This window comes from 'Catharanthus roseus' aster yellows phytoplasma (assembly GCF_004214875.1).
Taxonomy (GTDB): domain Bacteria; phylum Bacillota_I; class Bacilli_A; order Acholeplasmatales; family Acholeplasmataceae; genus Phytoplasma; species Phytoplasma asteris.
Genome location: NZ_CP035949.1, coordinates 278,384 through 304,273, shown reverse-complemented (window position 1 = coordinate 304,273; position 25,890 = coordinate 278,384). Strand labels below are relative to the sequence as shown.

General features: G+C 28.9%; 19 protein-coding genes. 13 read left to right on the top strand and 6 right to left on the bottom strand.

What is annotated here, in order from left to right:
* Positions 1 to 46: 46 nt before the first annotated feature.
* From EXT02_RS01415 to uvrC, 3 genes are all read right to left on the bottom strand, one after another.
* Positions 47 to 1,063 (bottom strand): lipoate--protein ligase, encoded by a 1,017-nt coding sequence (locus tag EXT02_RS01415; RefSeq protein ID WP_130427651.1) that lies wholly within the window; start codon positions 1,061 to 1,063, stop codon positions 47 to 49.
* Positions 1,064 to 1,154: 91 nt separating this feature from the next.
* The gene (gene uvrB / locus EXT02_RS01410; protein WP_130427649.1) at positions 1,155 to 3,167 is read right to left on the bottom strand and encodes an excinuclease ABC subunit UvrB; all 2,013 of its coding nucleotides are present in this window, start codon (positions 3,165 to 3,167) and stop codon (positions 1,155 to 1,157) included.
* Between the two features lie 144 nt (positions 3,168 to 3,311).
* Entirely contained in the window at positions 3,312 to 5,081 is a 1,770-nt protein-coding gene (uvrC, locus tag EXT02_RS01405; RefSeq protein WP_130427647.1) for an excinuclease ABC subunit UvrC, read from the bottom strand.
* A 390-nt stretch (positions 5,082 to 5,471) separates the two neighbouring features.
* Between uvrC and EXT02_RS01400 the strand changes: the two genes are divergently transcribed.
* Both EXT02_RS01400 and EXT02_RS01395 read left to right on the top strand, forming a co-directional pair.
* Positions 5,472 to 5,711: a hypothetical protein gene (locus tag EXT02_RS01400; protein ID WP_130427645.1), complete on the top strand. Its 240-nt coding sequence runs from the start codon at positions 5,472 to 5,474 to the stop codon at positions 5,709 to 5,711.
* Positions 5,712 to 5,720: 9 nt separating this feature from the next.
* Positions 5,721 to 6,170 carry a PfkB family carbohydrate kinase gene (locus EXT02_RS01395; RefSeq protein ID WP_276318983.1) on the top strand — a complete coding sequence of 150 codons (450 nt, stop codon included), beginning with the start codon at positions 5,721 to 5,723 and terminating at the stop codon, positions 6,168 to 6,170.
* Positions 6,171 to 6,460: 290 nt separating this feature from the next.
* Here EXT02_RS01395 and EXT02_RS01390 read toward each other — a convergent pair whose 3' ends face one another.
* Positions 6,461 to 7,066 carry a nitroreductase family protein gene (locus tag EXT02_RS01390; RefSeq protein ID WP_130427641.1) on the bottom strand — a complete coding sequence of 202 codons (606 nt, stop codon included), beginning with the start codon at positions 7,064 to 7,066 and terminating at the stop codon, positions 6,461 to 6,463.
* 642 nt (positions 7,067 to 7,708) lie between these two features.
* Between EXT02_RS01390 and plsY the strand changes: the two genes are divergently transcribed.
* From plsY to EXT02_RS01335, 11 genes are all read left to right on the top strand, one after another.
* Positions 7,709 to 8,410: a glycerol-3-phosphate 1-O-acyltransferase PlsY gene (gene plsY, locus EXT02_RS01385; RefSeq protein WP_130427639.1), complete on the top strand. Its 702-nt coding sequence runs from the start codon at positions 7,709 to 7,711 to the stop codon at positions 8,408 to 8,410.
* A 137-nt stretch (positions 8,411 to 8,547) separates the two neighbouring features.
* Positions 8,548 to 10,563 (top strand): NAD-dependent DNA ligase LigA, encoded by a 2,016-nt coding sequence (gene ligA, locus EXT02_RS01380; RefSeq protein ID WP_130427637.1) that lies wholly within the window; start codon positions 8,548 to 8,550, stop codon positions 10,561 to 10,563.
* 80 nt (positions 10,564 to 10,643) lie between these two features.
* The gene (whiA, locus tag EXT02_RS01375; RefSeq protein WP_130427635.1) at positions 10,644 to 11,678 is read left to right on the top strand and encodes a DNA-binding protein WhiA; all 1,035 of its coding nucleotides are present in this window, start codon (positions 10,644 to 10,646) and stop codon (positions 11,676 to 11,678) included.
* Positions 11,679 to 11,680: 2 nt separating this feature from the next.
* Complete coding sequence (gene acpS, locus EXT02_RS01370; RefSeq protein WP_130427633.1) at positions 11,681 to 12,064, top strand: holo-ACP synthase; 384 nt, start codon at positions 11,681 to 11,683, stop codon at positions 12,062 to 12,064.
* 144 nt (positions 12,065 to 12,208) lie between these two features.
* Complete coding sequence (locus tag EXT02_RS01365) at positions 12,209 to 13,552, top strand: FAD-dependent oxidoreductase (RefSeq protein WP_130427631.1); 1,344 nt, start codon at positions 12,209 to 12,211, stop codon at positions 13,550 to 13,552.
* Between the two features lie 189 nt (positions 13,553 to 13,741).
* Positions 13,742 to 14,350: a superoxide dismutase gene (locus EXT02_RS01360; protein ID WP_069028200.1), complete on the top strand. Its 609-nt coding sequence runs from the start codon at positions 13,742 to 13,744 to the stop codon at positions 14,348 to 14,350.
* 6 nt (positions 14,351 to 14,356) lie between these two features.
* The gene (locus EXT02_RS01355; protein ID WP_130427629.1) at positions 14,357 to 14,806 is read left to right on the top strand and encodes a transcription antitermination factor NusB; all 450 of its coding nucleotides are present in this window, start codon (positions 14,357 to 14,359) and stop codon (positions 14,804 to 14,806) included.
* Positions 14,807 to 15,244: 438 nt separating this feature from the next.
* Positions 15,245 to 16,060 carry a hypothetical protein gene (locus EXT02_RS01350; RefSeq protein ID WP_130427627.1) on the top strand — a complete coding sequence of 272 codons (816 nt, stop codon included), beginning with the start codon at positions 15,245 to 15,247 and terminating at the stop codon, positions 16,058 to 16,060.
* Between the two features lie 533 nt (positions 16,061 to 16,593).
* Positions 16,594 to 18,411: a translation elongation factor 4 gene (gene lepA / locus EXT02_RS01345; protein WP_130427625.1), complete on the top strand. Its 1,818-nt coding sequence runs from the start codon at positions 16,594 to 16,596 to the stop codon at positions 18,409 to 18,411.
* 779 nt (positions 18,412 to 19,190) lie between these two features.
* Positions 19,191 to 20,570, top strand: a complete 1,380-nt coding sequence (locus tag EXT02_RS01340) for a TldD/PmbA family protein (RefSeq protein WP_130427623.1) — start codon at positions 19,191 to 19,193, stop codon at positions 20,568 to 20,570.
* Positions 20,567 to 21,943, top strand: a complete 1,377-nt coding sequence (locus EXT02_RS01335) for a TldD/PmbA family protein (RefSeq protein WP_130427621.1) — start codon at positions 20,567 to 20,569, stop codon at positions 21,941 to 21,943. Before EXT02_RS01340 ends, EXT02_RS01335 begins: the two co-directional genes overlap by 4 nt.
* Positions 21,944 to 22,098: 155 nt before the next feature.
* Here the strand turns inward: EXT02_RS01335 and lon are convergent, their stop codons facing one another.
* Positions 22,099 to 24,474: an endopeptidase La gene (lon, locus tag EXT02_RS01330; protein ID WP_130427619.1), complete on the bottom strand. Its 2,376-nt coding sequence runs from the start codon at positions 24,472 to 24,474 to the stop codon at positions 22,099 to 22,101.
* An 87-nt stretch (positions 24,475 to 24,561) separates the two neighbouring features.
* Complete coding sequence (gene tig, locus EXT02_RS01325; RefSeq protein ID WP_130427617.1) at positions 24,562 to 25,854, bottom strand: trigger factor; 1,293 nt, start codon at positions 25,852 to 25,854, stop codon at positions 24,562 to 24,564.
* Positions 25,855 to 25,890 lie beyond the last annotated feature (36 nt).

Sequence of the window (25,890 nt, the reverse complement as noted above, 5' to 3'; positions counted from 1 at the left end):
ATAGTCTATATAAAAATTTTTCAATTTAGAACTATTTTAGTAATTGCTAATAATTTAAATTTTTAAGTTTTTCTTCTAAAATACCTTCTTTAAGTAAGCTTAAAAAATCATCATTAGTAGCATCCAAAATATAAAAACCGATGTTTGTTTTTTCCAAAATTTCTTGTATTTTTTCAGTTTGATAAGTTATTCCTTCAAAAAGTTTGCTAAATTGTTCTAAATTATCTTCTTTGTGAAAAAAATCTCCAATCAAAGTCATTTTTTCAATTAAACCAAATCTAATATCTAAAAAAATTTCTAATCCTCCCCAAGAAAAACGTTTTTTAAGTATTTTGGTGTGATGGGGTTGGGTTAAGAATAAAAATTCATTGGAAGCAAATTGGAGAGAATCTTTTTCTATTGATTTTATTTCTTGGTCACTAAGTACATAAGTTTGGTCAGTTAAAGCCCCAGTTAAATACTGCATTAACTTTTCTTGTGACATATCTGGAAGATAGCCTTTGAGGTTAGTTACTCGGGAACGTACACTTGCAATTCCTTTAGAAATTAATTTTTGGTCGTTTGGAGTAATTGTGTTTATCATAGTTTGGAAATCGCAATTATAAAGAAGTGTTCCATGAGTTACCATGCCGTTTTGGTTTTGCATAAAGGCATTTCCAGAAATTTTTTTGCCTTCTAGTAAAATGTCGTTTCTACCACTAAATTCAACATTAAGTCCTAATTTTTGTAATGCAACGACAATTTTAGCTAAAAAAGGTTTAAAACTGAAATTTTTTTCTTTTTTGGCAATAATGCTAAAAAGAGGAGTTTGAGGATCATTATAAACACATCCTCCGCCAGTAGGTCTTCTAAATAAAGGAATTTTATGTTCTTTGAGGTAATCTAAATTAACTTCGTTTTCAATTATTTGATTTTTCCCAACTACAACTCCTTTGATTTTCCAAATAAAAAAGAAGCTTTTTTCATGGTTTTGCTTTAATAAATGATTAAGGGCGTATTGTTCTAGGGCGTAATAAAAATAAGGTTTAAGGTCGCAGATGCGATTAATTTGAATCAAAATCATAATAAAATCCCCTTTTAAAGTATTATTAAAGTATTATTATAAATGTTTTTTTCATTAATATTATATCATTTATCAGTTATGTAGACTCATATTAATCTTTTTTGCCTTTTTTCTCTAACTCCAAAATCAAATCTCTTAATGTAGCTGCTTTTTCAAAATCAAGGGTTTTGGCAGCTTCTTTCATCATTTTTTGTAAACGTTTAATTTCTTTATTTTTAGCTGTAATATTTGTATGTGTTTGCAACTTTTTTTGTCCCTTAACTTTAACATTTTCATTTTCATTTTGGGCACTTTCTTTTTGTTTGATTGAAATTGTTTCTAAAATAGTTTTTTTAAGAGCAGTTGGTGTTACTTTCATTGTTTCGTTGTATTGTTGTTGGATTTTTCTTCTACGATAAGTTTCTTCAATAGCAATTTGCATAGCAGGAGAAATACAATCAGCATACATAATAGCTTTGCCTGTAATGTTTCTAGCTGCTCTTCCAATAGTTTGGATAAGGCTTCTTTCGTTTCTTAAAAAACCTTGTTTGTCAGCATCCAAAATAGCTACTAAAGCTACTTCAGGTAAGTCAAGTCCTTCCCTCAAAAGATTAACTCCCACCAAACAATCGTATTTTCCCAACCTTAGATCTTTTAAAATTTCAAGTCTTTGTAAAGATTTAATTTCACTGTGTAAATAAGCTACTTTGATGCATAAATTTTTTAAATAAGCAGTTAGGTCCTCGCTCATATTAATAGTTAAAGTAGTTATCAAAATTCTTTGATTATTTTTAGTTTGGTGTTTAATTTCAAAGTAAAGGTCATCCATTTGGTTGTGGGTTGGTCTTATTTCAATTTCTGGATCAAGGACAAAAGTAGGTCTTATAATTTGTTCTACAATGGGGATTTTTTTAGTTAATTCATAGTTGCCAGGAGTAGCTGAAAGATAGATAACTTTATTCATTTTGGCTTGGAATTCATGGAATTTTAAAGGTCTGTTATCAAGGGCACTTGGTAGTCTGAAACCGAAATTTACTAAGTTGGTTTTACGAGAAAAATCACCAAAATACATTCCTTTAATTTGGGGAATAGTTACATGAGATTCATCAATAATGGTTAAAAATTCATTTCCAAAAAAATCAATTAAAGTTGATGGTGCCTCGCCTTTTTCTTTGAGTGCTAAATGTCTTGAATAATTTTCAACACCATTGCAATTGCCTATTTGTTCTAACATTTCTAAATCATGTAAAGTGCGAATTTTAATTTTTTGGGCTGCTAAAAGTTGGTTAGTTTTTTCAAAATGATTAATTTGTTCCTTTAATTCTTGGCGAATTCTTTTGATACTTTCTTGTAATTTTTGGGTATTTGTAGCATATAGACTAGCAGGAAAAAGAGTAATTAATTTAAGATTTGTAATTGCTTTGCCATTTAAAACATCAAAATTTTGAATATTTTCAATTTCATTACCAAAAAAAATAATGCGGATACCAATTTCTTTGTTAGATGAGGCAATAATTTCTATAATGTCACCTCTTACTCGAAAAGTTCCTCTTTGAAAATTAATTTCATTTCTTTGATATTTTAATTCTATTAACTTGTTAATTAATGCTTGCCTTTCGTATTTATCTCCAATTTGTAAATGTAGTGTTGATTTTTGATAATCTTTAAGGTCGCCTACTCCATAAATGCACGAAACCGAAGCAACTACAATTACATCATCGCGGTTAAGTAATGAACCTGCGGCACTATGACGCAACTGATCAATTTCATCGTTGATTTTGGAGTCTTTTTCAATGTAAGTGTCGCTTGATGCTACATATGCTTCTGGTTGGTAGTAATCATAATAAGAAATAAAATATTCTACGCGATTGTTGGGAAACATGGCTTTTAATTCGTTGTAGAGTTGTCCTGCTAATGTTTTGTTGTGAGCAATAACCAAAGTTTTTTGTTGTAAATGTTGAATAATATTTGCAATGGTAAAAGTTTTTCCAGTGCCAGTAGCTCCCAAAAGAATTTGTTCTTGTAAACCTTGTTTAAAATTATTAACCAATTTTTGAATTGCTTGGGGTTGGTCGCCACTTGGTTTTAAAGAACTTTGCAATTTAAATAAATTTGTTAAACTCATTTTTTGCTCCTTGCGTTTGCTTTTTTTATTTTGGTGATTTTTTGGTTTTTAATTTCAAAATATTTAGATGGTTGTTTTTCTGTGTTCCAAAATTTTTGTCCATGTTTTTATCAATATTTTTAATAAATGTCTATTTGCCCACTTTTATAAACTCTTTTTAATTAACAAAAACAACTTTTGATTAATTCCTATTTTTTGAAAATCTTCCAAAGTGGCTTTTTTGATGGCTTCTAAACTTTCAAAATGATTTAAGATGGCTTTTTTTCTAACAGCGCCAACTCCTTTTATATTTGATAAAGTAGTTTTATAATCTAGTTTGTTTTTGGTTTTGCGGTGAAAAGCAACAGTGAAACGATGGACTTCTTCGCTTAAACTTTTTAAAAAATAAAATAAATTAGGGCTTTGTTCCAACATTAATTTTTCTTGTAAAGTTACAAGATGAGTTAATTGATGTTTATTATTTTTTTGCAATGCTCCTAAAGGAATTTCATATCCTAGTTTCTTTAAAGTTTTTTGGCTTTGTTTTAACTGTCCTAAACTGCCATCAACCAAAATTAAATCTGGTGAATCATTTTTAACTTCCTTGTCTTTGTTATAACAACGTGTAAGTGTTTCTTCAAAAGCTTGATATTCGTTAGGAAATTTGCCTTTAATGTGAAAAGTTCGATAAAGTTTTTTGTCAAATTCAAAATGATTAAATACAATTCTTGCTGCCACAAAGGCTTGTCCAAATAGTTGAGAATTATCAAAAACATCAATTCTTTTAATATCTTTATTAAAAATAATTGCCAATTTGTCTAAGGATTCTTGGATTTTTTGGTCTTTGGATTGATAGATTAAATTATTGTTAGCTAAATCATTTTGGGCGTTTTTTAAGGCTAGCAAATAAAGTTTCTTTTTGTCTCCTTTATGAGCAATATTTACTTTGGTTTGCAAGATTTGTTCCAATAAAGTTTGGTTAGTTATCATTTGTTGCAAAATAGTTTCATCTTGGCTTTTACCTGTAATAATTATGTCTGGTTTAAGGTTTTTTTGATAATAACAATTAAGATAAGTTAAAATGTTTTCCCACACAAAGCCCACATATGAAAAAATGCTATTATAAGAATCAACGATATTTCCTTGGCGCATTTTTAAAATTTGAATTGATATTTGGTCTTGATTAAATGCATAGGCAAAAATATCGCAATTTTTGAGTTTTTGATTGCTGATAAGTTGTTTTTTGGTAGTCTGTTTGATTGAATAGATAATATCTCGGTATTCTTGGGCTTTTTCATAAAACATTTTTTCGCTAGCTGTTTTCATTAAATGGTGTAATTTTTTTAAAATATCTTTGATATTTCCTTTTAAAAATTTAGTAATTGCCTCAATGTTGGGTTTATAATTAATTGTTTCTCCTGCGCAAGCACCGAGGCATTGATTGATGTGAAAATGAAGACACGGTTTTTTTGATGCTAACGGACATCTTCTTAAAGGATACAAAAGATGCAACAATTTTAAGGTTTCTTTTGTGTTTTTAAGATTGGGATAAGGACCAAAAATTATTTTTCCTGGAGGAATTTGTTTGAATCGCGAAATTTTTAATTGTGGGTGCTTTTCTTTAGTAATTTCAATATAAGGGTAAGTTTTGTCATCCAAAAGTTTGAAATTATATTTAGGAGTGTGTTTTTTGATTAAGTTAGCTTCCAAAATTAAGGCTTCTTGTTCGTTGTTAGTAATAATGTAGAAAAAATCTTGGGTTTCTTCAATTAGCATCGTTGTTTTTAAGTTGTTGCTTTTGGTAAAATAACTTTGGACGCGTTTTTTTAAATTTTTGGCTTTGCCAACATAAATGATGGTATCATTTTTGTTTTGGAAAAGATAACAACCAGGATTGGGCGGTAAAGTTTTTATTTTTTCTAAAAGAATTGACATTTTAAATTACTTCCGTTTATTGAATTGTTTTTTTTGATTTTTTAACCAATTTAAGGGTGGTTTTATTTTCTGGTTTGGTTTTGGCGTTTTTTTATTTTACTTATTTTTATTTTGCTTCTTTTTTATTTATTTTTCGTTTGTTTTCATTAACTTTATTATATCAAAATTACCATTCTTTTTTTGAAATGATTAAAAAAATTGAAGTATTTTTGATAATAAACTGATTTTTTTCAAACTAAAATAATAATTCATAAATAAATTGCAAAATAAGTTTATTTTTGATTTAGAATAGAAGTATAGTTTTAGATTATAAAATAGTAAAATGAAAAAATCAAAACTAAAAGACTTGAAAAACAACCAAATACCAACCAAATAAAGGAGAGTTCCAAAATGAATATACCCACCAAACCCAAAAGTATTCTTTCTATCCAATCTCATGTAGTATATGGCTATGTTGGAAATAAAGCAACAGTTTATCCTTTGCAAAATATGAATTTCGATGTTTGGCCTATCAATACAGTTCAATTTTCGAATCATACAGGTTATCAAAAGTGGCAAGGACAAATTTTTAACAAACAAAATATAGTTGATTTGGTAGAAGGTCTTTTTGCTCTTAGAGTAGAAAAATAGTGTCAAGCTATTTTAACAGGATATATGGGATCTTTAGATATTTGCGAAGCTGTTTTGGAAATTTTTGCAAGATTTAAACGAACGAACCCTGATATTTTATATTTATGTGACCCTGTAATGGGCAATAACAGATGTTTTGTTAAGCCTGAAATAACTTCTTTTTTTAAAAATAATTCGCAAGCAGATATTATTACTCCTAATCAATTTGAAGCTGAATTTTTGTCTGGTATTAAAATAAATAATGTCTCGGATGCTATTAAAGTAGCAAAGCATTTCCATAATTTAGGAGTTAAAATTGTAATTATTACAGGTATTAATTTTCAAGATGAAAAATATTTTCAAGTGTTTGCATCAAATGCTACAAAAAAATATTTGGTGCAGTCTCACAACAAAGAAAAAACATTGATATTGCAGGTACAGGAGATTTATTTGCTAGTCTTTTTCTGGGTTTTTATTTGAAATATGAAAGAAATATTAAAAATACTTTGGCTCATGCTGTTTTTTTATCTTAATAAAGTTGTTCAAAATACTTTGTTATCACAACAAAAAGAATTGCAATGTTTATCTGTTTTATATAAACAAGTTAATTTAGCAAAATTGCCTCAAGTCATGGAAATTAATGATTAAATTATTGATTAAAAAATGCCTTTTTAATAAAAAAGACCAACTTTTTAAGTCAGTCATAATGTTATTTTTGGAAATATTTTATTTTTTTAGTATTTGAACGCAGTTATTTTTTACAACTTCAACTACATCCAAAAAGTAAAATCTTTGCAATCCATTCGAAAAGCTTTATTTTTGGGTTTTTCTTTTGATTTCCCAATAGCAACTAATAATACAGGCAAATATCGAACATCAATATTTAATCCTTCATTGATTTTTTTTGCGTTAAATCCTCCCATAGGGCAAACATCATAATCATATTTTTTAGCAGCTAACATCAATTGCAACGCTCCGATGCCACCTTCTAAAAATAACTCATTTTGCAGTTTTGCTTGGGAAATTTGTTTGTAATAATCCTCAATTTTTGTAATTACTTGTAATTTGGTTGCATCAGATATTTGTTTTTGTAAAACTTCTTGTTGATAAATTTTTTCAGCTAAGGCACTTTTTTGAGCATCGCAACACAACAAAATCATAGTAGAACAAGTTTCTAATTGAGTTTTGTTGCCATATAAAAAAGGAGCTATTTTTTGTTTGCTCTTTTCGCCTTTAAAAACAAAAAAACGCCATGGTTGCAAATTAAAAGCAGAGGGTGCTTGGAAAACTGTAGCCAAAATTGCTTCTAAAATATCATTTGGTATTTCATGATTGGCGCAAAATTGGCGCACACTTTTAATTTTTAAAAAATCCATAAAAATCTCCTAAGATTTTGTTAATTTCAATTTGATTATTATATTTAGTTAAAATAATTTTAATATTGCATCGTTTTAAAATTTTTTTAAGTTAGTATTTGTAATTTTGGAAAGACAACAATTTAAACAGCAAAAAATTATTTTTTCAAAGTTTGCATTTGTGTTTCTTATTTTGTTTTTGTTTTCAAAAAACTCCTCTAATCCAATTTATCAAAATTATCAAATATATTATAACATTTTTTATTATCAAAATACTAACTGTTTCATTTATTTAGACAACTTAATATTTTAATATAACATTTAAGACCAAATTAACTGAAACGCTCCAATAATTTGCCCCCAGTAAAGAATGAATAATTTGAGTCTCAAACTGTTTATGCAGTTTGTTTTTTTGTTTATCTGACCATTTTATTTAATTTTGACAATCAAAAACCTCATTATATTAAAAGAAAAGTAAGGTTTGTGGTAAAATTATATAGTAAATTATTTATTTTATAAACGCATAATTATTAAATTTTTTATGAAACAAAAAAAACTAAATTAACAACAAACACAACTAATAATTACAACAATAATCACAACTTAACAATTCATTAAATAAATGATAAAGTTTTGAAACAATAAATGAAATGAAGGTGCAAAATGGAAAACTTATCGTTTTTATTCTTATTCTTGTTTTTTTATATTTTGGGGTCAATTCCTACAGGCTTAGTTATTGGCAAATTGGTGCAACAAAAAGATTTACGCAACACAGGTTCTGGAAATATTGGAGCAACTAATGCTTTGAGAATTTTGGGGAAAAAATGGGGAATATTAGTATTTTTTTTAGATTTTTGCAAAGGATTTGTGCCACTTACAATTTGTTTGCATTTATCAAAATTTTGGCTAACAGAACCATCCACAAAAACTTTTTTACAACCAAACCCCACAATAAAAATCTCCCTTTTGGCAATATCTCCTATTTTAGGACACATGTTTTCTTTATTCAATAAATTCAAAGGCGGCAAGGCAATTGCAACTTCGGTAGGTATTATCACTGCTTTTAATCCTTTGATTGGCATTTCTGGTATCATTTTTTTTGCTATTTTTTTAAGACTTTTTGGTTATGCTTCGTTAGCTTCAATTATTGCAAGCACTTTAGTTAATGTTTTTTTATGGCTAAATTATTTGTATTGTGGCAATTTTGGAACTTTGGGACCAATTAAAAACCAGATTTCAAAAACAGAATTGTTTTACTTTTTGATCAATTTTGCTACCTTAATTATTATAGCTAAACATTATTCTAATATTTTGCGCCTTATTAATGGAACAGAAAATAAATTTAATTTCAAAAAAGAAAAATAAACAGCATCAACACAAAATATTTCAAAAAAACAAACACCAAAACCAAAACCTAAAAAAATCAAACCTAAACTCAAAAATCCTAAATCAAAAACTCTCAACCCCAAAAACATTTTTATTTATAAAAAAGGTGCAAAGCAATGCAAAATTTTGATCTAATTAAACAAAAAATTAAATCCTTGGTAAAACAACTCACCAAAGCCAATTACCAATACTATAATCTAAGCAATCCCGATCTAAGCGACCAACAATACGATGCTTTACTCAAAGAACTAATCAATTTAGAAACCCGCTATCCCCAGTTCAAACTTCCTTATAGCCCCACTTTAAAAATTGGTGGTTTTGTAGAAAAAAAATTTAGCACCATTAAGCACAAAACTCCAATGATGTCTTTGGGAAATGTTTTTAATCTTAAAGAACTCAAAGCTTTTTATGACCGTATTGTCAAAAAAATTCCTACTTTTTCTTTGTTAACTGAATTAAAAATTGACGGCGTAGCGATAAGTTTAAAATATCAAAAAGGCATTTTAGTGCAAGCTTTAACAAGAGGAAACGGTATTTGGGGAGAAGACATTACCAAAAATGCCCAGACCATTAAAACCATTCCTTTAAGATTAAAAGAAGATCTCGATTTAGAAGTTAGGGGAGAAATTTATTTATCCCATCCCGCTTTTGAAAAACTCAACGCCCAAAGAAAACAAGAAAACAAACCCCTTTTTTCCAATCCCAGAAATGCTGCTTCAGGAACTTTAAGACAACTTAATTCAGCAATTGTTGCTCAAAGAAATTTGTCTATTTTTGTCTATGGCATTTCAGATCCTTATTTGACTAAACCTACCCAAAAAGAGACTTTGGATTTTTTAACTTCTTTAGGATTTACCACAAATCCCCATTATTATTGCGTCTCTAATTTTGAAAATTTGCTTAGTGTAATTGAAAAATACAAAACCATTAAGGAACAACTTACCTACGATACTGATGGAATTGTCATTAAAATTAACGAGCTTGCCTTTCATTCTTTAATTGGTGCCACTGCCAAAGCTCCCAGATGGGCAACTGCTTACAAATTTGCAACTATTACAAGCCAAAGCATAGTTAAAAACATCATTTTTCAAGTGGGACGCACTGGTGTTATAACTCCAGTTTGCAAAATTATGCCTGTTATGGTAGATGGAAGTTTGGTCTCAAAAGTGGTTTTACATAATTATGACTACATTTGCAAAAAAGATATCAGAATAAAAGACCATGTCATAGTTCATAAAGCAGGCTCGGTTATTCCTGAAATTTTAGAAGTTATCAAAAGCAAAAGAACTGATTTGCAAAAACCCACTTTAATGATTGAAAAATGTCCTGCTTGTCAAACAATTTTAGAAAAACAACCAGGTGAAGTTGATTATTTTTGCCTCAACCCAAATTGTCGCGAGCAAAAAATCCAAAAACTCATTCATTTTGTATCCAAAAATGCTATGGATATCAACGTTTTAGGAGAACAGACCATCATTGCTTTTTTTGATAAAAACCTAATTGCCAAACCTTCTGACCTTTATTTATTAAAAAAACACAAGCATATTTTGCAAGAAATGCCAGGCTTTGGCGCTAAAAAAATTACTAACATTTTGGATTCTATCGAAGCAAGCAAGCAAAAAGGATTTGAAGATGTTTTATTTGCTTTGGGGATCAAACATATTGGCAAAAAAGTATCTCAAGTTTTGGCAAAACATTTTCAAACTATCGAAAACCTCCAACAAGCCACACCAGAATTAATTACTCAAATAAGAGAAGTAGGAATAAAAATTGCCCAAAGCATCCAACAATACTTTTCCAATTCTTGTAATTTAGAAGAGGTTTTCAAACTTAAAACACTAGGAGTTTCTTTTCAAAGCACTAACCCCCAAAATCCAACTACCCAAACTATTTTTACCAACAAAAAAATTGTTTTAACAGGAACTCTCCAAAAAAATTCCCGTCTTCAAATCCAACAAATCTTAGAACAAATGGGAGCAATTATAACTAACAGTTTATCTTTACAAACCAATTATTTAATAGTTGGCATCAATGCTGGTTCTAAACTAACCAAAGCCCAAAAACTCCAAATTCCTATTATCGAAGAAAAAGAATTACAAAAAATTATAGAAAATAGCCAAATTAAATTATAAAAAATCACCGTTATTTTGCCTAAAACTCCTCACTGAACCCCAAACCCCCAAAACAAATAAAAAAATCCAAGAAGGTGCCAATGTCTTTTAACATTAAAATTAAAGAAGAAATTGCTTGTAAAAAATTCTTACCCATAGAAAATTTTTTTGAATTGACAGCTTTATTACATTTTGGTTGTGAATTAGAAAAAAACCACCAAAAAACTTTATTGTGGTTCCAAACCAAAAGTATCAAAATTGCTAGGCGTTTCCTTATTTTAATCAAAACTTTTTATCCTAATACCAACTCTTTTTTGATGACTAGCAAAGAATATAATTTACCACATTTAAAAAGCATTCATGTAGGAATTGAAAAAGACATTCCCTTAATTTTAGAAAAACATCATTTTTTTACTCAAACTCCAAGCGATTTTTTACCTTTGCTCAAAAGCCAAAAAGCCAAAAAAGCATTTTTAAGAGGTATTTTTTTATGCATAGGTTTTGTAAACGACCCAAAAAAAACTAATTATCATCTAGAATTTTTTCACAAAGACCGCCACAAAATTGAATTAATTAAAACTTTGATGCTTCATTTCAGCCTTAACGCCAAACAAATTAATCACAAAAAAGGTTTTTTAGTTTATTTGAAAGAATCTCAAATGATTATTGATTTTTTAAGGTTAATCGGCGCTTTGGAAATAGTTTTTCAATACGAAAAAACAATAATTCAAAAAGACTTAAACCACATTATTAAATCCTCTATTAATTTTGAAATTTCAAATGAAAAAAAAATTCTTACTTCTGCCAATTTACAATTACAACAAATTAATTTGATTGAAAAACACTTTCAAACCCCAAATCTCAAGCCCCAAAACACGAACTTAAAAATGAAAAATCCCAAAAATGAAAAATCCCAAAAAAAACTTCCCAACTTTGAACCTAAATTATTGCAAATTATGTTATTAAGAAAAGAAAACCCTGATGCAAGTTTACAAGAATTAACTCAAAAATATTACCACAAGCACAAGCAACAAATCACTAAATCAGGACTAAATTATTATTTTCAAAAAATCAAAAAACTAGCTTGTGAAATTGAAACTCCCCAAATTTTGGCACCATCTAAGGAAAAAAAATAAATATGGAAAATATCGGCATAGATTTAGTTGAAATTAAAAAAATTAAAAAAATAGGCAAAGACATTTTAGCAGCAAGGATTTTATCCTCAGAAGAATACCAAATTTATCAAATCATTCAAAATCCCCAAAGCCAACTTACCTTTTTAGCAGGAAGGTGGGCTTCTAAAGAAGCTCTTTTTAAAGCTTTTCAAACGCCCCAAAAAATCGACCCTACTTGCCAAAACTATTACAACTGGTCTATTCTTAACGACAAAAACGGCGCTCCTTATGTGAAAAACAACACATGCACCACTTTTTTCAACCCCATTTTAATTTCTATCACTCACACCGATAATTACGCCTTAGCCCTTGTTATTTTAAAAAAGTTGCCACAAAGCACGTCATAATCAAATTCGTTTTATTTTTTTTGATTATTCTACAATTTTATTTATTTTGTCAAGTGTTTTTTAGGTATAATTAAAAGTGTATAGTAAAAATAAAATTAAATAAAAAAAACAAAGAAAAAATCCAAAGGAGTTAATAACAAAAATATGAAAGTTATCGTTGTTGGTTGTACTCATGCAGGAACTGCTGCAGTAAAAACAATTAAAAAAAACAATCCCCAAGCTGATGTTGTTGTATATGAAAGAAACGATAATATCTCTTTTCTTTCTTGTGGAATTGCCTTGTATGTTGGAGGAGTTATCAAAGACAGTCTAGGACTTTTTTATTCAAATCCTAATGAACTGGTAAGTATGGATGTTTGTACCAAACTTAAACATGAAGTATTAAAACTAGATTTTGACAAAAAAGAAGTTTTAGTTCAAAGTTTAGAAACTGGTAAACAGTTTAAAGACAACTACGATAAATTAGTAATTGCAACTGGTTCTTGGCCTGTTATTCCTCCTATTAAAGGAATTGATTGCAAAAATGTTTTAATGTCTAAAAACTTTGATCATGCCAAAGATATTATTAATTACAGCAAAAACGTTAATAAAATCACAGTAGTAGGCGCTGGCTATATCGGAATTGAGTTAGCTGAAGCATTTGCGGTACAAAAAAAAGAAGTAGTTTTAGTAGACGAAGAAGATAGAATTATGTCTAAATATTTAGACAAAGAATTTACAGATGTAGCTCAAAAAACCTTAACTGACCACAGAGTTACACTAGCATTAGGACAAAAAATAGCAGGATTCGAAACTAAGGACGGCTTAGTGACTCATGTAAAAACTGATAAAAACACCTTTGAGACCGAAATGGTAATTATGTGTATCAGCTTTAAACCCAACACTCAATTATTTGCTCATCATCTCGAAACATCCTTTAATGGTGCTTTAGTTGTTAACGAATATATGCAAACTTCAGACCCTGATGTTTATGCTTGTGGCGATTGTGTTAACGTTTATTACAACCCTACCCAAGAAGTAAAATACATGCCTTTAGCAACTAATGCTATTAGAATGGGAACACTTGTAGGACTTAACATTGAAAAACCTTGCGTAAAATATTTAGGAACTCAAGGAACAAGCGGCATTAAAATTATTGATTTGAGTATTTCTTCAACAGGACTTACTGAAAATGTAGCCAAAGCTTTAGGTAAAAACTATGGTACTGTTACAATCAAAGATGCTAATAGACCTGAATTTATGCCTGATTATGATGCTGTAATGTTAAAGCTTGTTTTTGACAAAGAAACTCGTAAAATTTTGGGAGGACAAATTGTTTCTCGCGTTGATTTAACTGAAAAAATGAATACTTTAAGTGTTTGTATGCAAAACCAAATGACAGTAGAACAACTTGCTTTTGTTGACTTTTTCTTCCAACCCCATTTCAACAAACCTTGGGGGTTACTCAATTTAGCAGGACTTAAAGCTTTAGAAGTTAAATCTCAATAACTATTTGCAAACTACCAAATGCACGACAAAATAAATTAGATAAAAAAACACAAAAGACAAAAACAAAATAAAACATTGTTTGTTATAATTACAAACAGTGTTTTTTTATTCCATTTTATCACAATTAACCCCTCATTCCAACACTACCCCCCAAAAAATCTTTTCATTAACCATTAAAGGAGCAAACAAATGAACTTTACTCTACTTTCTCTTCCTTATCAATATGATGCTTTAGAACCTTTTTTTGATACTCAAACTATGCAATTACATCATCTCAAACACCATCAAACATACATTAATAACCTTAATGATGCTCTCAAAAAACACCCTCAACTAAATTTATCTTTGGAACAAATGCTAACTGATTTATCGTTAGTACCACAAGATATTAGACAAATAGTTAGAAATAATGGTGGCGGACATTTTAATCATTCTTTTTTTTGGAACATTCTAAAAGTAAATAATGGCAATACTCCTCAAGGATTATTAAAAGAAATGATTGACTGCGAATTTGGTTCTATAGATTCTTTCAAAGACAAATTTGCTCATGCTGCTAAAACCATTTTTGGAAGCGGTTGGGCTTGGCTTGTATTAACTCCACAACAAAAACTTGCAATTACTTTTACTCCTAATCAAGATGTAGTTCTAAACCAAGGAACTCCTCTTTTGGGTCTAGATGTTTGGGAACATGCTTATTATTTAAGTTATCAAAATCGTAGAGTTGATTATATTGAAGCTTTTTTTAGTGTCTTAGACTGGGAAAAAGTACAAAATAACCTTACTCAAACATTAAAATAATTTACCATGAAACATCCTCAAAATAAAAAAGAATCACGGTTATTACGAATTGAAGTGATGAAATTATTATATCAATATGATTTTTACCAAAATAATTTGACTTTGTCACAAACAAATCCCAATCCCATTTTTACTTTTTTTCAAAAAATCATCACCAATCTTAAATTTATTGATGAAATCATCACAAAAAGTTTATATGATTATAAAATAAATCGCCTTAACAAAGTAGACAGAGCAATTATTCGCTTAGCTACTTATGAATTGTTAGAAACAAACATTTCTCATGCCATTATAATCGACGAGGCAATAGAAATTACCAAACAATTCTGCAATTTAAACGATGAAAAACAACATAAATTCAACAATAAATTATTAGATCAAATATATCAACAATTACAAATGTATAAAAAAACTTATTACCTAATTGAATTGAAAAACTACCCAAATAATAAATAATTTTTTAAAGACTTTTCTAATTGAAAGGTTTTTTTTATTTTATTTGATAGCATACCTTAAATAATTATGAAAAATTTACAATAATTCTATACCAAAAAAATAAAAACAACAACAATAAAATAATTAACATCTCAGCAAAAACAAAACACCAATTTTAGATCGTTTTAAAAAACTTTAAAATAACAAGTTTAGTAAAAATTCTTTTTTCTTTAGAAAGCATAATGAATGGCTCATTTTTATAATAATTTTTTTGATTTGATAACAGTAGCAAAAAACAAACTTGCCAAATTAAAAAAATATAGATATCCTCCTTAAATCTTTTTAATTACAGAAACATTCAAAAAACTTTAGCTTGAGCAGTTAAAAAACTACAATAAAATAATTATTTAATATTCATTTAACCCTATTATTTTATTTTTTATTAAGGAAACAAATATTTTGAATATTAAATTATTTAATCAAAAATATAAATTAGTGTCTTTTTTATGTGTTATTTCATCAATAATATTAGTATTATTGTTATTAATATTAAGTTTACAAAAAAGACATTCAACCTTTAGATCATCAGAAAAAATACAATTAACTAATAACCAAACCCAAAAACCCAATCAACAAAATTTCGTCAAAACTCCCAATTTGACAAAACCAAAAACACAAGAATTACACCAAGAAAAAGAAACACTACCTCTTTATATTCAAACAGTAAATGACAAAAAACATTATCATTTTATAGTGCCTGATAGTGAATTTATGCAAGATGGCACACTTAAAAATTCTGAAACCCATGTTTATATGGAAAATCTAAAACCTACTTTAATGCATAAAATTATCTACAAAATACAACCTCAATATGATGGTTGGGTAGCTTTTTTCCCTTCATTTAATGGACAAGATCTTGCAGGCGCTTTTTTATATAGCGTTATGACAGGAATCAAAACTCCTCCTTTAGATTTAGTAGGGATTTATTTTGAATCTCCTTTTGATAAGTTTGATATTAGTGATTGGAACAAATACACTTTAGATGATATTTTACAAATGAAAAATGAAAGCCAAAATATTTATTTTTTTTGGAGAAGCCCAAAAATGACTAACATTTACAAAAAATATCATTTATTTCAACCAGGTAGGGAAAAATACCATCCTACACTTAACAAACCTATAAGTCCTCAAAATGCCTTAATGCTTACCGAAGAATTTATAGATAAATTCATCCCCAATTCACCTTCAAAAAATTCCAAAGAAATTGAACAATAAATTATTTAGTTAGTTCCAATGCTTTTCAAAATATTTAAAACTTGCCATATTTTCAAATTAAAAACAAATTAAGATCAACTTTAAGTTGGTCTTTTTTGCTAATTATTTATTATAATTTTGCTTGCTATACTACTTATTTATTCTTATTTTATAATTTTTTTGTCCAAATAAAAATGTGATTTAATTGAATTTTAACATAATTTATAACTTTAATAACTTTAAAATTACAAAAAAAACTAATTTTGCACCTAGAAACTATTTTTTTGTTATAATAACTTTTGAATTAGATATTAAATAATTTAACTTTACAATGATTTATAATAGTTATTTTAAAAAACTTAAAAAAAGAATAAAACAACCTTAACAAACTACCAAACCCAATAACCAAAAAAAATAATAACTATAAAATATCATTTCACAATTAAAAACCAATAAAAATCATAAAAATTAATTCTATCAAGCACAAACCACATTAAAACCCACAAAAACAAACTCAAACTAACCAACCAAAATATAAAGGAAATAAACAAAAAATGAACATAGAACAATTAAAAGAAAGGCAAAAACGCATCCGTAATTTTTCCATTATCGCCCACATTGACCACGGTAAATCAACTTTAGCCGACCGTATTTTAGAATTTACAGGCACAATTGACAAAAGAATAATGAAAGAACAAATTTTGGATTCCATGGACTTAGAACGCGAGCGCGGAATTACTATTAAATTAAATGCTGTAGAAATTAACTACAAGTCCAAAGATGGCAAAAATTATATTATGCATTTGATTGACACACCGGGACACGTTGATTTTAGTTATGAAGTATCGCGTTCTTTGGCAGCTTGCGAAGGTGCTCTTTTAATTATTGATGCTACCCAAGGCATTCAAGCCCAAACTCTTGCCAACGTTTATTTAGCTGTTGATAACAATTTAACCCTTATTCCTGTTTTGAATAAAGTGGATTTGCCAAGCGCAGATGTTCCTAAAGTTAAGGAAGAAATTAAAGAAACTTTGGGACTTGACCCTGAACAATCCTTAATTGCAAGTGGAAAAACAGGGCTTGGAGTCATTGATATTTTGGAACAAATAGTAACTAGAATATCACCTCCTCAAGGAGACATTCAAAAGCCCTTGCAAGCCTTAATTTTTGATTCTTATTTTGATTCTTATAAAGGAGTTGTGCCTTCCATTAGAATCGTCAATGGAACAGTTAAAAAAGGCGATCAAATTCGTTTTATGGCAAGTAATAGTGTTTATGAAGTAGTTGAAGTAGGAGTTTATAATCCCAAACAAATTGTAAAAGATTTTTTGGCACCAGGTGATGTAGGTTATCTTACTGCTGCTATTAAAAGTATTAATCATGTAAGAGTTGGAGACACCATTACTTCGCAAAACAATCAAGCTTTGGTACCTTTACCGGGATACAAACAAATGAATTCAGTAGTTTTTTGTGGACTTTATCCTGTAGAAACAAATAAATATGACATCCTTAAAGAAGCTTTAGAAAAACTAAAACTCAACGATTCTTCCTTAATTTTTGAACCTGAAAGTTCTAATGCTTTGGGACTTGGTTTTAGAACTGGGTTTTTGGGACTTTTGCATATGGAAATTATTCAAGAAAGAATTAGTCGCGAATTTGGAGTAGAAGTAATTGCTACTGCTCCTTCTGTTATTTATCATGTTTATTCTATCAAAGGAGAAAAACTTTTAGTTGATAATCCTTCCAAACTTCCATCCACTCAAATAATTGACCGCATTGAAGAACCCTTCATTAAAGCTACTATTATGTGTCCTGAAATCTATATTGGTAAAGTAATGGAACTTTCCCAAAACAAAAGAGGAGCCCTTCAAAATATTGAATATATTGATAGTCAAAGAGTAATGATTAATTATTTGCTGCCTTTTTCAGAAATTATTTATAGTTATTTTGATAAGTTAAAATCATTAACCAAAGGCTATGCTTCTTTTGATTATGAAATAGATAAATATCGTGTTTCTAAATTACAAAAAATGGATATTTTATTAAATGGAGAAATTGTTGATGCTCTATCTTTAATTGTTCATCACGATTTTGCCTATGAAAGAGGAAAGGCTATTTGTGAGACTTTAAAAGAGTTTATTCCTAAACAAATGTTTGAAATTCCTATTCAAGCAGCTTTGGGTAAAAAAATTATTGCCAGACAAACTATCAAAGCTATGCGTAAAGATGTAACAGCTAAACTTTATGGAGGCGATGTTACTCGCAAAAAGAAATTATTAGAGAAACAAAAAAAGGGTAAAAAGAAAATGAAAACATTAGGAAAAGTGCAATTACCTCAAAAAGCCTTTCTTGCTATTCTTGCTACTAAATAATTATTTGTTTCAAAGATATAAAAGAATATTGAAAAAACTCCTTATAATATATAAGGAGTTTTTGTTTTATTTATTGTTGACATTTATATTTATTTTTGTTATTTTTTAGGGGTATTTGTATTATTTTTTGGATTGATTATTTTTACCATTAGGAGCAATTTGTGGTTTTGAATATATTTTACTTAAAATGAATTGGCTAAATGTTCTTCCTTTCATACTATCTACACCCATCAAAAAAAAACGAGCAAAATAATAAGAAAATTTTTCATTAAAGGGTGTAATGTGGTATTTTGTTTTAAAATACTATCTATATGAAATGAAATAAACCCCCGAAGATAACAAAATTACCAAAAAGAAAAGGAAATTAAAAATATTTCTAATTTGAGTTTTCCAAAAATCTATTTGCTTTCTTCCTTGTTTATCTAATTCTGGTTTAAAAATAATAAATTTGATTCTAAACATTTACTTGCCTCTTTTCTTTTTATAATATTATAATGATTTTAAAAATAAATATTTATATTATATCAAGTTTTTTAAGTTAATATTTTGATGATGAAATGCAATAAACGAATTAAAAATACTTATTTCAACGTTTTTATGCTTTTATATACTCCTCTTTAATTGTGTATTTTATTATAACATATTTTTGATAAAAACAAAAAAATTAACAAAACAATAATAAATTCACTTGGAAAACTTTTATATAATATGCTTAAAAAGCTTAAAAAAATGATAAAATAAAAGAGATTTACAAACAACATAAAGGAGAATATTATTTGATGTTAAATAAAGAAGATATTCAAAAAATTCTAAATTTATCTTTAGATAAGGGAGCTGATTTTGCAGAATTATTTTTTGAAAATGCTTATTCTCATACCCTTAAAGTAATTGGCAAAGATGTAGTTTCTGCTGATACTTCTAATACTTTTGGAGTAGGAATTCGCTTATTAAAAGGCTTTGATGAAGTTTATGGATATACCAATAAAACTGATTATCAAAATGTTTTATCCTTGCTTTTAAAATTAAAAAAATCTTTTCAAGGAAAAGCAAATAAAGTTATTGTCTTGCAAACCGAAAAACCCCTAAAAAATACTATCCAAAAACCTTATAACAGCATGACTCAAGAACAAAAAGCCCAAAAATTACTTAAATTATCGGCTATTATTCAAAATTATGATCCTCAAATTATTCAATCCATCACCTCTTTAAGCCAAAAAGAACAACATGTTTTAATTGCTAATACTTTAGGAGTTTATCAAAATGACACACGCAATTATATTAGATGTGGGCTTGTAGGAGTTGCACAAAGAGGACAAGAAATGCAAGAAGCCTTTGAAGGTCCTGGACGCGCAATGGGATTAGAATTCTTGGATGCAATTGATTTAGAAACAATTGCCAAACAAGTAGCAAAACAAGCAGTTGCTTTATTAGATGCTAAATCTTTAAAACCTCAAACTATGCCAGTTGTAATTAATCATGGTTTTGGAGGCGTTATTTTCCATGAGGCTTGCGGGCACCCCCTTGAAGCTACTGCAGTTGCTAAAGGCCTTTCTCCTTTTTGTAATAAATTAAATCAAAAAGTTGCTTCTGAAGTTGTAACTGCTTATGATGATGGAACTATTAAAGAGTCTTGGGGCAGTCTTAATTTTGATGACGAGGGAAATCCCACCCAAAAAAATCTTTTAATTGAAAAAGGTATCCTTAAAGGTTATTTAATTGATTTTAGAAATGGACGCAAAATGAAGATGCAATCTACCGGTTCTTCACGTAGACAATCTTATAAATACTCTCCTACTTCGCGCATGAATTCCACCTACATCGAAAAAGGCACAGAAACGCCCGAACAAATTATTGCAGATACTCCTTACGGTCTTTATGCTAAAAGTCTAGGTGGTGGAACAGTTGTTCCTGCTACTGGAGAATTTAATTTTGTAGTTAATGAAGGCTATTTAATCGAAAATGGTAAATTAACAACCCATGTTAAAGGAGCGATGTTAATTGGTCATGGAGCAGATATTTTATTTAAAATTGACCGTGTTGCCAATGATTTAGTTTTAGGTCAAGGAATGTGTGGTTCTTGTTCTGGTTCTCTACCAGTTGATGTAGGACAACCCACTATTAGAGTAAAAGAAATGATTGTAGGAGGAAATCAAAAATGATAAACAACGTAACAAAAACCCCAAAACCCCAAAGCCAAACCACTCACACAAACCCCACTCCTAACAATTATCAAAAATGGTTAGAAAAAGGAATGCAACAAGGTTTTGAAGCATTAGAAATTGTAATTAATGAAAGTCAAACTTTTAAACTATCTTTGGATAAAGGCAAAATAGATTCTTGTGTTTGGAGCGATGTTGCTTCTGCAGTTATAAGAGGTATTTTTTCCAATAAAAAAACTTCTATTGCTTTAGAACAATTAACTGACAGCGCTTTTGATAATGCTTTTGAAACCCTCAAAGAAAATTGCCAAACAATTACTTCTAAAGAACCTGCTCTTATTTTTGAAGGATCTTCCAGTTATCCTGAATTATTGGAAAATAACTTTGATTTTGGACAAGTTCCATTAGAACAAAAACAAAATTTGTTGTTGCAGTTAGAAAAAACAATGTTGCAAAGTTCCCATTTGCAAGCTACTAATGGCATTATTTACCAAGAAGTTTGTCATAAAAAAACATTATTAAATTCCAAAGGGATCAATTTATCGCACCAAAACAGCTTTGCTTATTTGTATGCTTCTGCGGTTTTTCAAAAAGAAGGCGAAATTGAAAGTTATGGCAAAAGTATTTTAGCTAAGGATTTTGTAACCTTCAATCCTGTTAAATTAGGTACTGAAATTGTTGAGATGGGCGAAAAAAAATTAGGAGCTAAATCTTTGGTATCTCAAAAATATCCAGTTGTTTTTTCTAATGAAATGTTTGCAGACCTTTTGGAAAGTTTCAGCGATATTTTTACTGGTACAAGTGCTTATCGCAACTTAACTAAATTAAAAGATAAAGTTAATTGTTTAATTGCTTCTGAAAAAGTTAGTATTATTGATGATCCTTTAAACGATGGGGCTTATTTTAAAGAAAAATTTGATGATGAAGGAGTAGCTTGCCAAACCAAACCCATTATTACTAAAGGATTTTTTCAAGGATTTATCCACAACTTAAAAACTGCTCGCATTTTTAAACAAGCTCCAACTGGAAACGGTTTTGATGGCAGTACTTCTATGATTAATTGTTATTTGGTGCCTGGCAAAAAAAGTTTTTCAAAAATGATTGAACCTATTCAAAATGGTATTTATATTACTGATTTAGTAGGGATGCATGCAGGAATTAAAACTGTTAGTGGAGATTTTAGCCTACAAGCTAGTGGTTTTAGAATTGAAAAAGGTAAAGTTACAACTCCTGTTAAAATGATTGTTGTTTCTGGTAATTTTTTTGATATTCTTAAAAATGTAGACACCATTGCTAATGATTTTGAATTTCAAACTTCAGGATTTGGTAGTTCTAGCGTTTATGTAGGGGATTTAAATATTGGAGGAAAGTAAATTTTTCTTTGTAAATGATTTTTTGCCCCTTTATTCTTTTGTAATTTTTATCGAAAAAAATAAATATTAAAATAATAATTGAAGTTTTGAAAACTTTTTAATTATGTATAAAAACAAAAAACACCATCTTAAAGATGGTGTTTTTTATATCTTAATCAAACAAATACTTGCGAAAAAACATCAGAAATTTTTGATACAGGAATAATATTTAATTTAGTTCTTACTTCTTCAGGAATATCTTCAATATCTTTGATATTTTCTTGAGGAATAAAAATAGTGTCAAGACCGCTACGATTAGCAGCAATAGCTTTTTCTTTTAAGCCTCCGATAGCTAAAATATTGCCTCGTAAAGTAATTTCTCCTGTCATTCCCAAACCTTTTTTAACATATTTTTGGGTAATTGCAGAGACAAGGGAAGTAGCAATAGTAATTCCAGCTGAAGGACCATCTTTAGGAATGGCTGTTTCTGGAAGATGAATGTGAAAATCGTTTTCTGCAAAAATATTGGCATCAATTCCTAAATTTTGACAGTTAGCTTTGATGAAACTTAAAGCAGTATAAGCACTTTCTTTAAGGACTTCTCCTAATTTACCTGTAAGGACTAATTGTCCTTTACCTTTGTAATAAGTAACTTCTACTGGAAGCAAATCGCCTCCAAAATAAGTATAGGCAAGCCCGTTAGTGGAGCCTATTTTTTCTTTTTGTTCATCTAAAAGATGTAGGTATTTTTCTTTACCTAAGTATTTAGTAACGTTTTGAGGAGTAATAATTACTTGTTCTTTTTTGGTAATTAAACATTCTTTAACTGTTTTTCTAGCTAGTTCTGCAAGGATTCTATCTAACTCTCTTACTCCTGCTTCTTTGGTGTAATGTCTAATTAAATAAAGGATAGTATCATTGTCAATAACTAAATTTGTGTCAGTGATTCCGTGATTTTTGAGTTGTTTTTTTAAAAGAAATTTAGAAGCGATGTTAATTTTATCTTTTTCAGTGTAAGAACTTACTTCGATAATTTCCATACGGTCTTTTAAAGCTTCGGGAACATTGTCAAGGTAATTGGCAGTGGTGATAAATAATACTTGGGATAAATCAAATGGTTCGGATAAAAAATGATCCATAAAATTAATATTTTGTTGTGGGTCAAGGACTTCTAATAAAGCTGATGCAGGATCAAAGTTATAATTGGATACTAGTTTGTCAATTTCGTCTAATAAAAAGACAGGATTAACTGTTTTGGCGTCTCTAATGCCTGCAAGAATGCGTCCAGGCATAGCTCCAATATAAGTTCTTCTGTGGCCTCTAATTTCTGATTCTTCTTTTAAACCGCCTAAGGATTGTCTGACAAATTGGCGTCCTAAAGCTTTGGCAATAGAAGAAGCAAGTGAGGTTTTCCCCACTCCTGGAGGACCTACAAGACATAAAATATTTTGAGGGTTTTTCTTAGTCATTATTTTGACTGCTGCATATTCTAAAATACGTTCTTTGACTTTTTCAAGTCCGTAATGTTGGTTATTTAAGGATTTTTCAATGGCAACTAAATCGTTTTCATCTTGGCTGGTTTTGCCCCAAGGTAATTCCAGTAAAAAATCAAGATAATTTTTAATTACAAAAGATTCTGCTATTAAAGATGATGATGATTGGTAACGTGATAATTCTTGTAAAGCTTTTTTTTTGATTTCGGAAGGTAAAGGAGTTTTTTTGATTTTATTGCGCAATTCTGCAATTTCTTCTTCCTTTTTGGCTTTGTCCCCTAATTCTAGTTGAATCGCTTTCATTTTTTCTCTTAAATAAAATTCTTTTTGGTTTTCATCAATACTTTGTTTTACTTTTTCATTGATTTTTTGTTCTAAATCAAGTCCTATAAGTAAACTTTGGATGTCTTGAAGAATATAAAAAATTCTTTTATTAAGGTGAGCTTCTTTAAGGTATTTATATTTATCTAAATCATCGATTTTTAAATTAAAAACAATGATATCAGTGATATTTTCTGTTTCTGGTTCTGTTTTGATGATATCTAAAAAATTATTGGTGTTTTGAACAAGCAGTTGAAAAGGTTTGTCCATAATTTTTTCTATAACTAGCTTGATTAAGGCTTTTTCTTCTTCAACGTTTCCATAAATGGTGTTGACTTTTTCATATGAGGCTTTTAAAAAAGGTTCTTTTTGCAAAAATTTATCAATTTTTACTCTTTGTAAAATGCGAAATCTCACTTTAAAATCGCCGTGAGGGATTTTTACTTTAGTAATTATTTGTGCCAATACACCGTAACGTTGAAGGTTAGTTAGTTTGGGTTTGTTGGGTGATAAATCTTTTTGAGTTAAAAGAATAACAAAAGAATTTGCGTTAGTTTCTGACTCTTTTAAAGCTTTTAAATAAGAATTGTCTGATAATTCAATACGAAAATCAATATTTGGAATAGGCATTACTTCGCTGATAACTACAACTGGAAGTTGTTCAGGAATTTCTTGAAAAATATCTTCAAATGCATCCATAGAAAGATCGGATTTTAATTTTTTGCTTTTGGTTTTCATATATTTTCATCCTTTCGATATTTTTTTAACTTTTAAACTTTTTCATTTTTAAGTTGTGGAGTGATTTTTTTGGTGGGGTGATAAATTTTATTTAGCAACAACAACTTTATTAATAACAAGTTCTAAGGCTTCATCCATCAAAAGAGAATGTTTTAGGTTTTTTTCAGGAAGTTTTTGTTTGATTTGATTAACTGGAACTTTGTAATGGTTACTTAAGTTTTGGTATTGTTGTTCGATTTTTTCTTGGGAAATAGTTAGTTTTTCTTGGGCTGCAACTTGTTCCATAATAAGTTGATATTGGAGGTTTTTTTGTGCTTGTTGGCTGAATTCTTTTTCCATTTTTTCATCATCAATACCTAAATATTGTTTGTATTGTTCCAAAGTTAAATTTTGTTGTTTTAATTGTGCTTCAAATTCTTTTTGGAGGCGGATTTGTTCTTGGGAAACAATTTCTTGAGGAATTTCTAATTCGGAATTTTTAACTAATTGTTCTATTACTTGTTTTTCAACGTTTTCTTTGTCTTTGTGTTTTTTTTGAGCTAAAAGAGTTTGTTTAGTGTTGTTTTTTAATTCTTCTACGGTTGAAGCATTGGCAAGTTTAAGTGATTTTACCAAATTATCTGTTAGTTGAGGTATTTTTTTAGTTTTGATTTGGTGTAGAGTTACTTTAAAGACAGCTTTTTGATTAGCTAAACTTTTTTGGTGGTAATCGCTTGGAAAAGTGATATTAATGTCTTTGGTTTGTCCTTGTTTCATCCCTAACATTTGGTCTTCAAAACCAGGTACAAATTGACCAGAGCCAATTTTTAAACTAAAATCTTTGGCAGTGCCACCTTCAAAAGGTTTGTCATCAACAAAGCCTTCAAAATCAAAAATAGCAGTGTCTGTTAATTCCAAAAAGTCGTTTTGGGTTTTGGGTTCCAAAGTTGTTTGTTTTTCTAATAAGGAATTTATTTTTTCTTCCACTTCACAATCTGTTACTTCAAGATCGTCTTTTGTAATTTCTAACCCTAAATATTTTTTTAAAGTAACTTTAGGTTTAACGATAAATTCCAGTCCGAAAGTAAAATTTTGATTATCTTTAAGTTTTTTTTCGTCTAAATCAATTACTTGAGGCATTCCCATACTTTCGAAATCTTTTTTTTGTAGGACTTCTTGATATTTGGTTTGCACGATATTTTCTAATGCATCGGAGTATAAATTGTCTTTACCGAAACGATTTTCAAAAATTTTTCTTGGAACGTGCCCTTTTCTAAAACCTTTAATTTCTACTTTTGGTTTAATTTTTTCATAAGCACTAGCCAGTTGGGTTTCTAATTCCTTTGAAGAAACTTCAAAAAAATATTGTACTTTTTGATCGTTGATTTTTTTAATTTCCATTTTTAATACCTTTTCCTTTTTAGTTTGTTGGGGTTT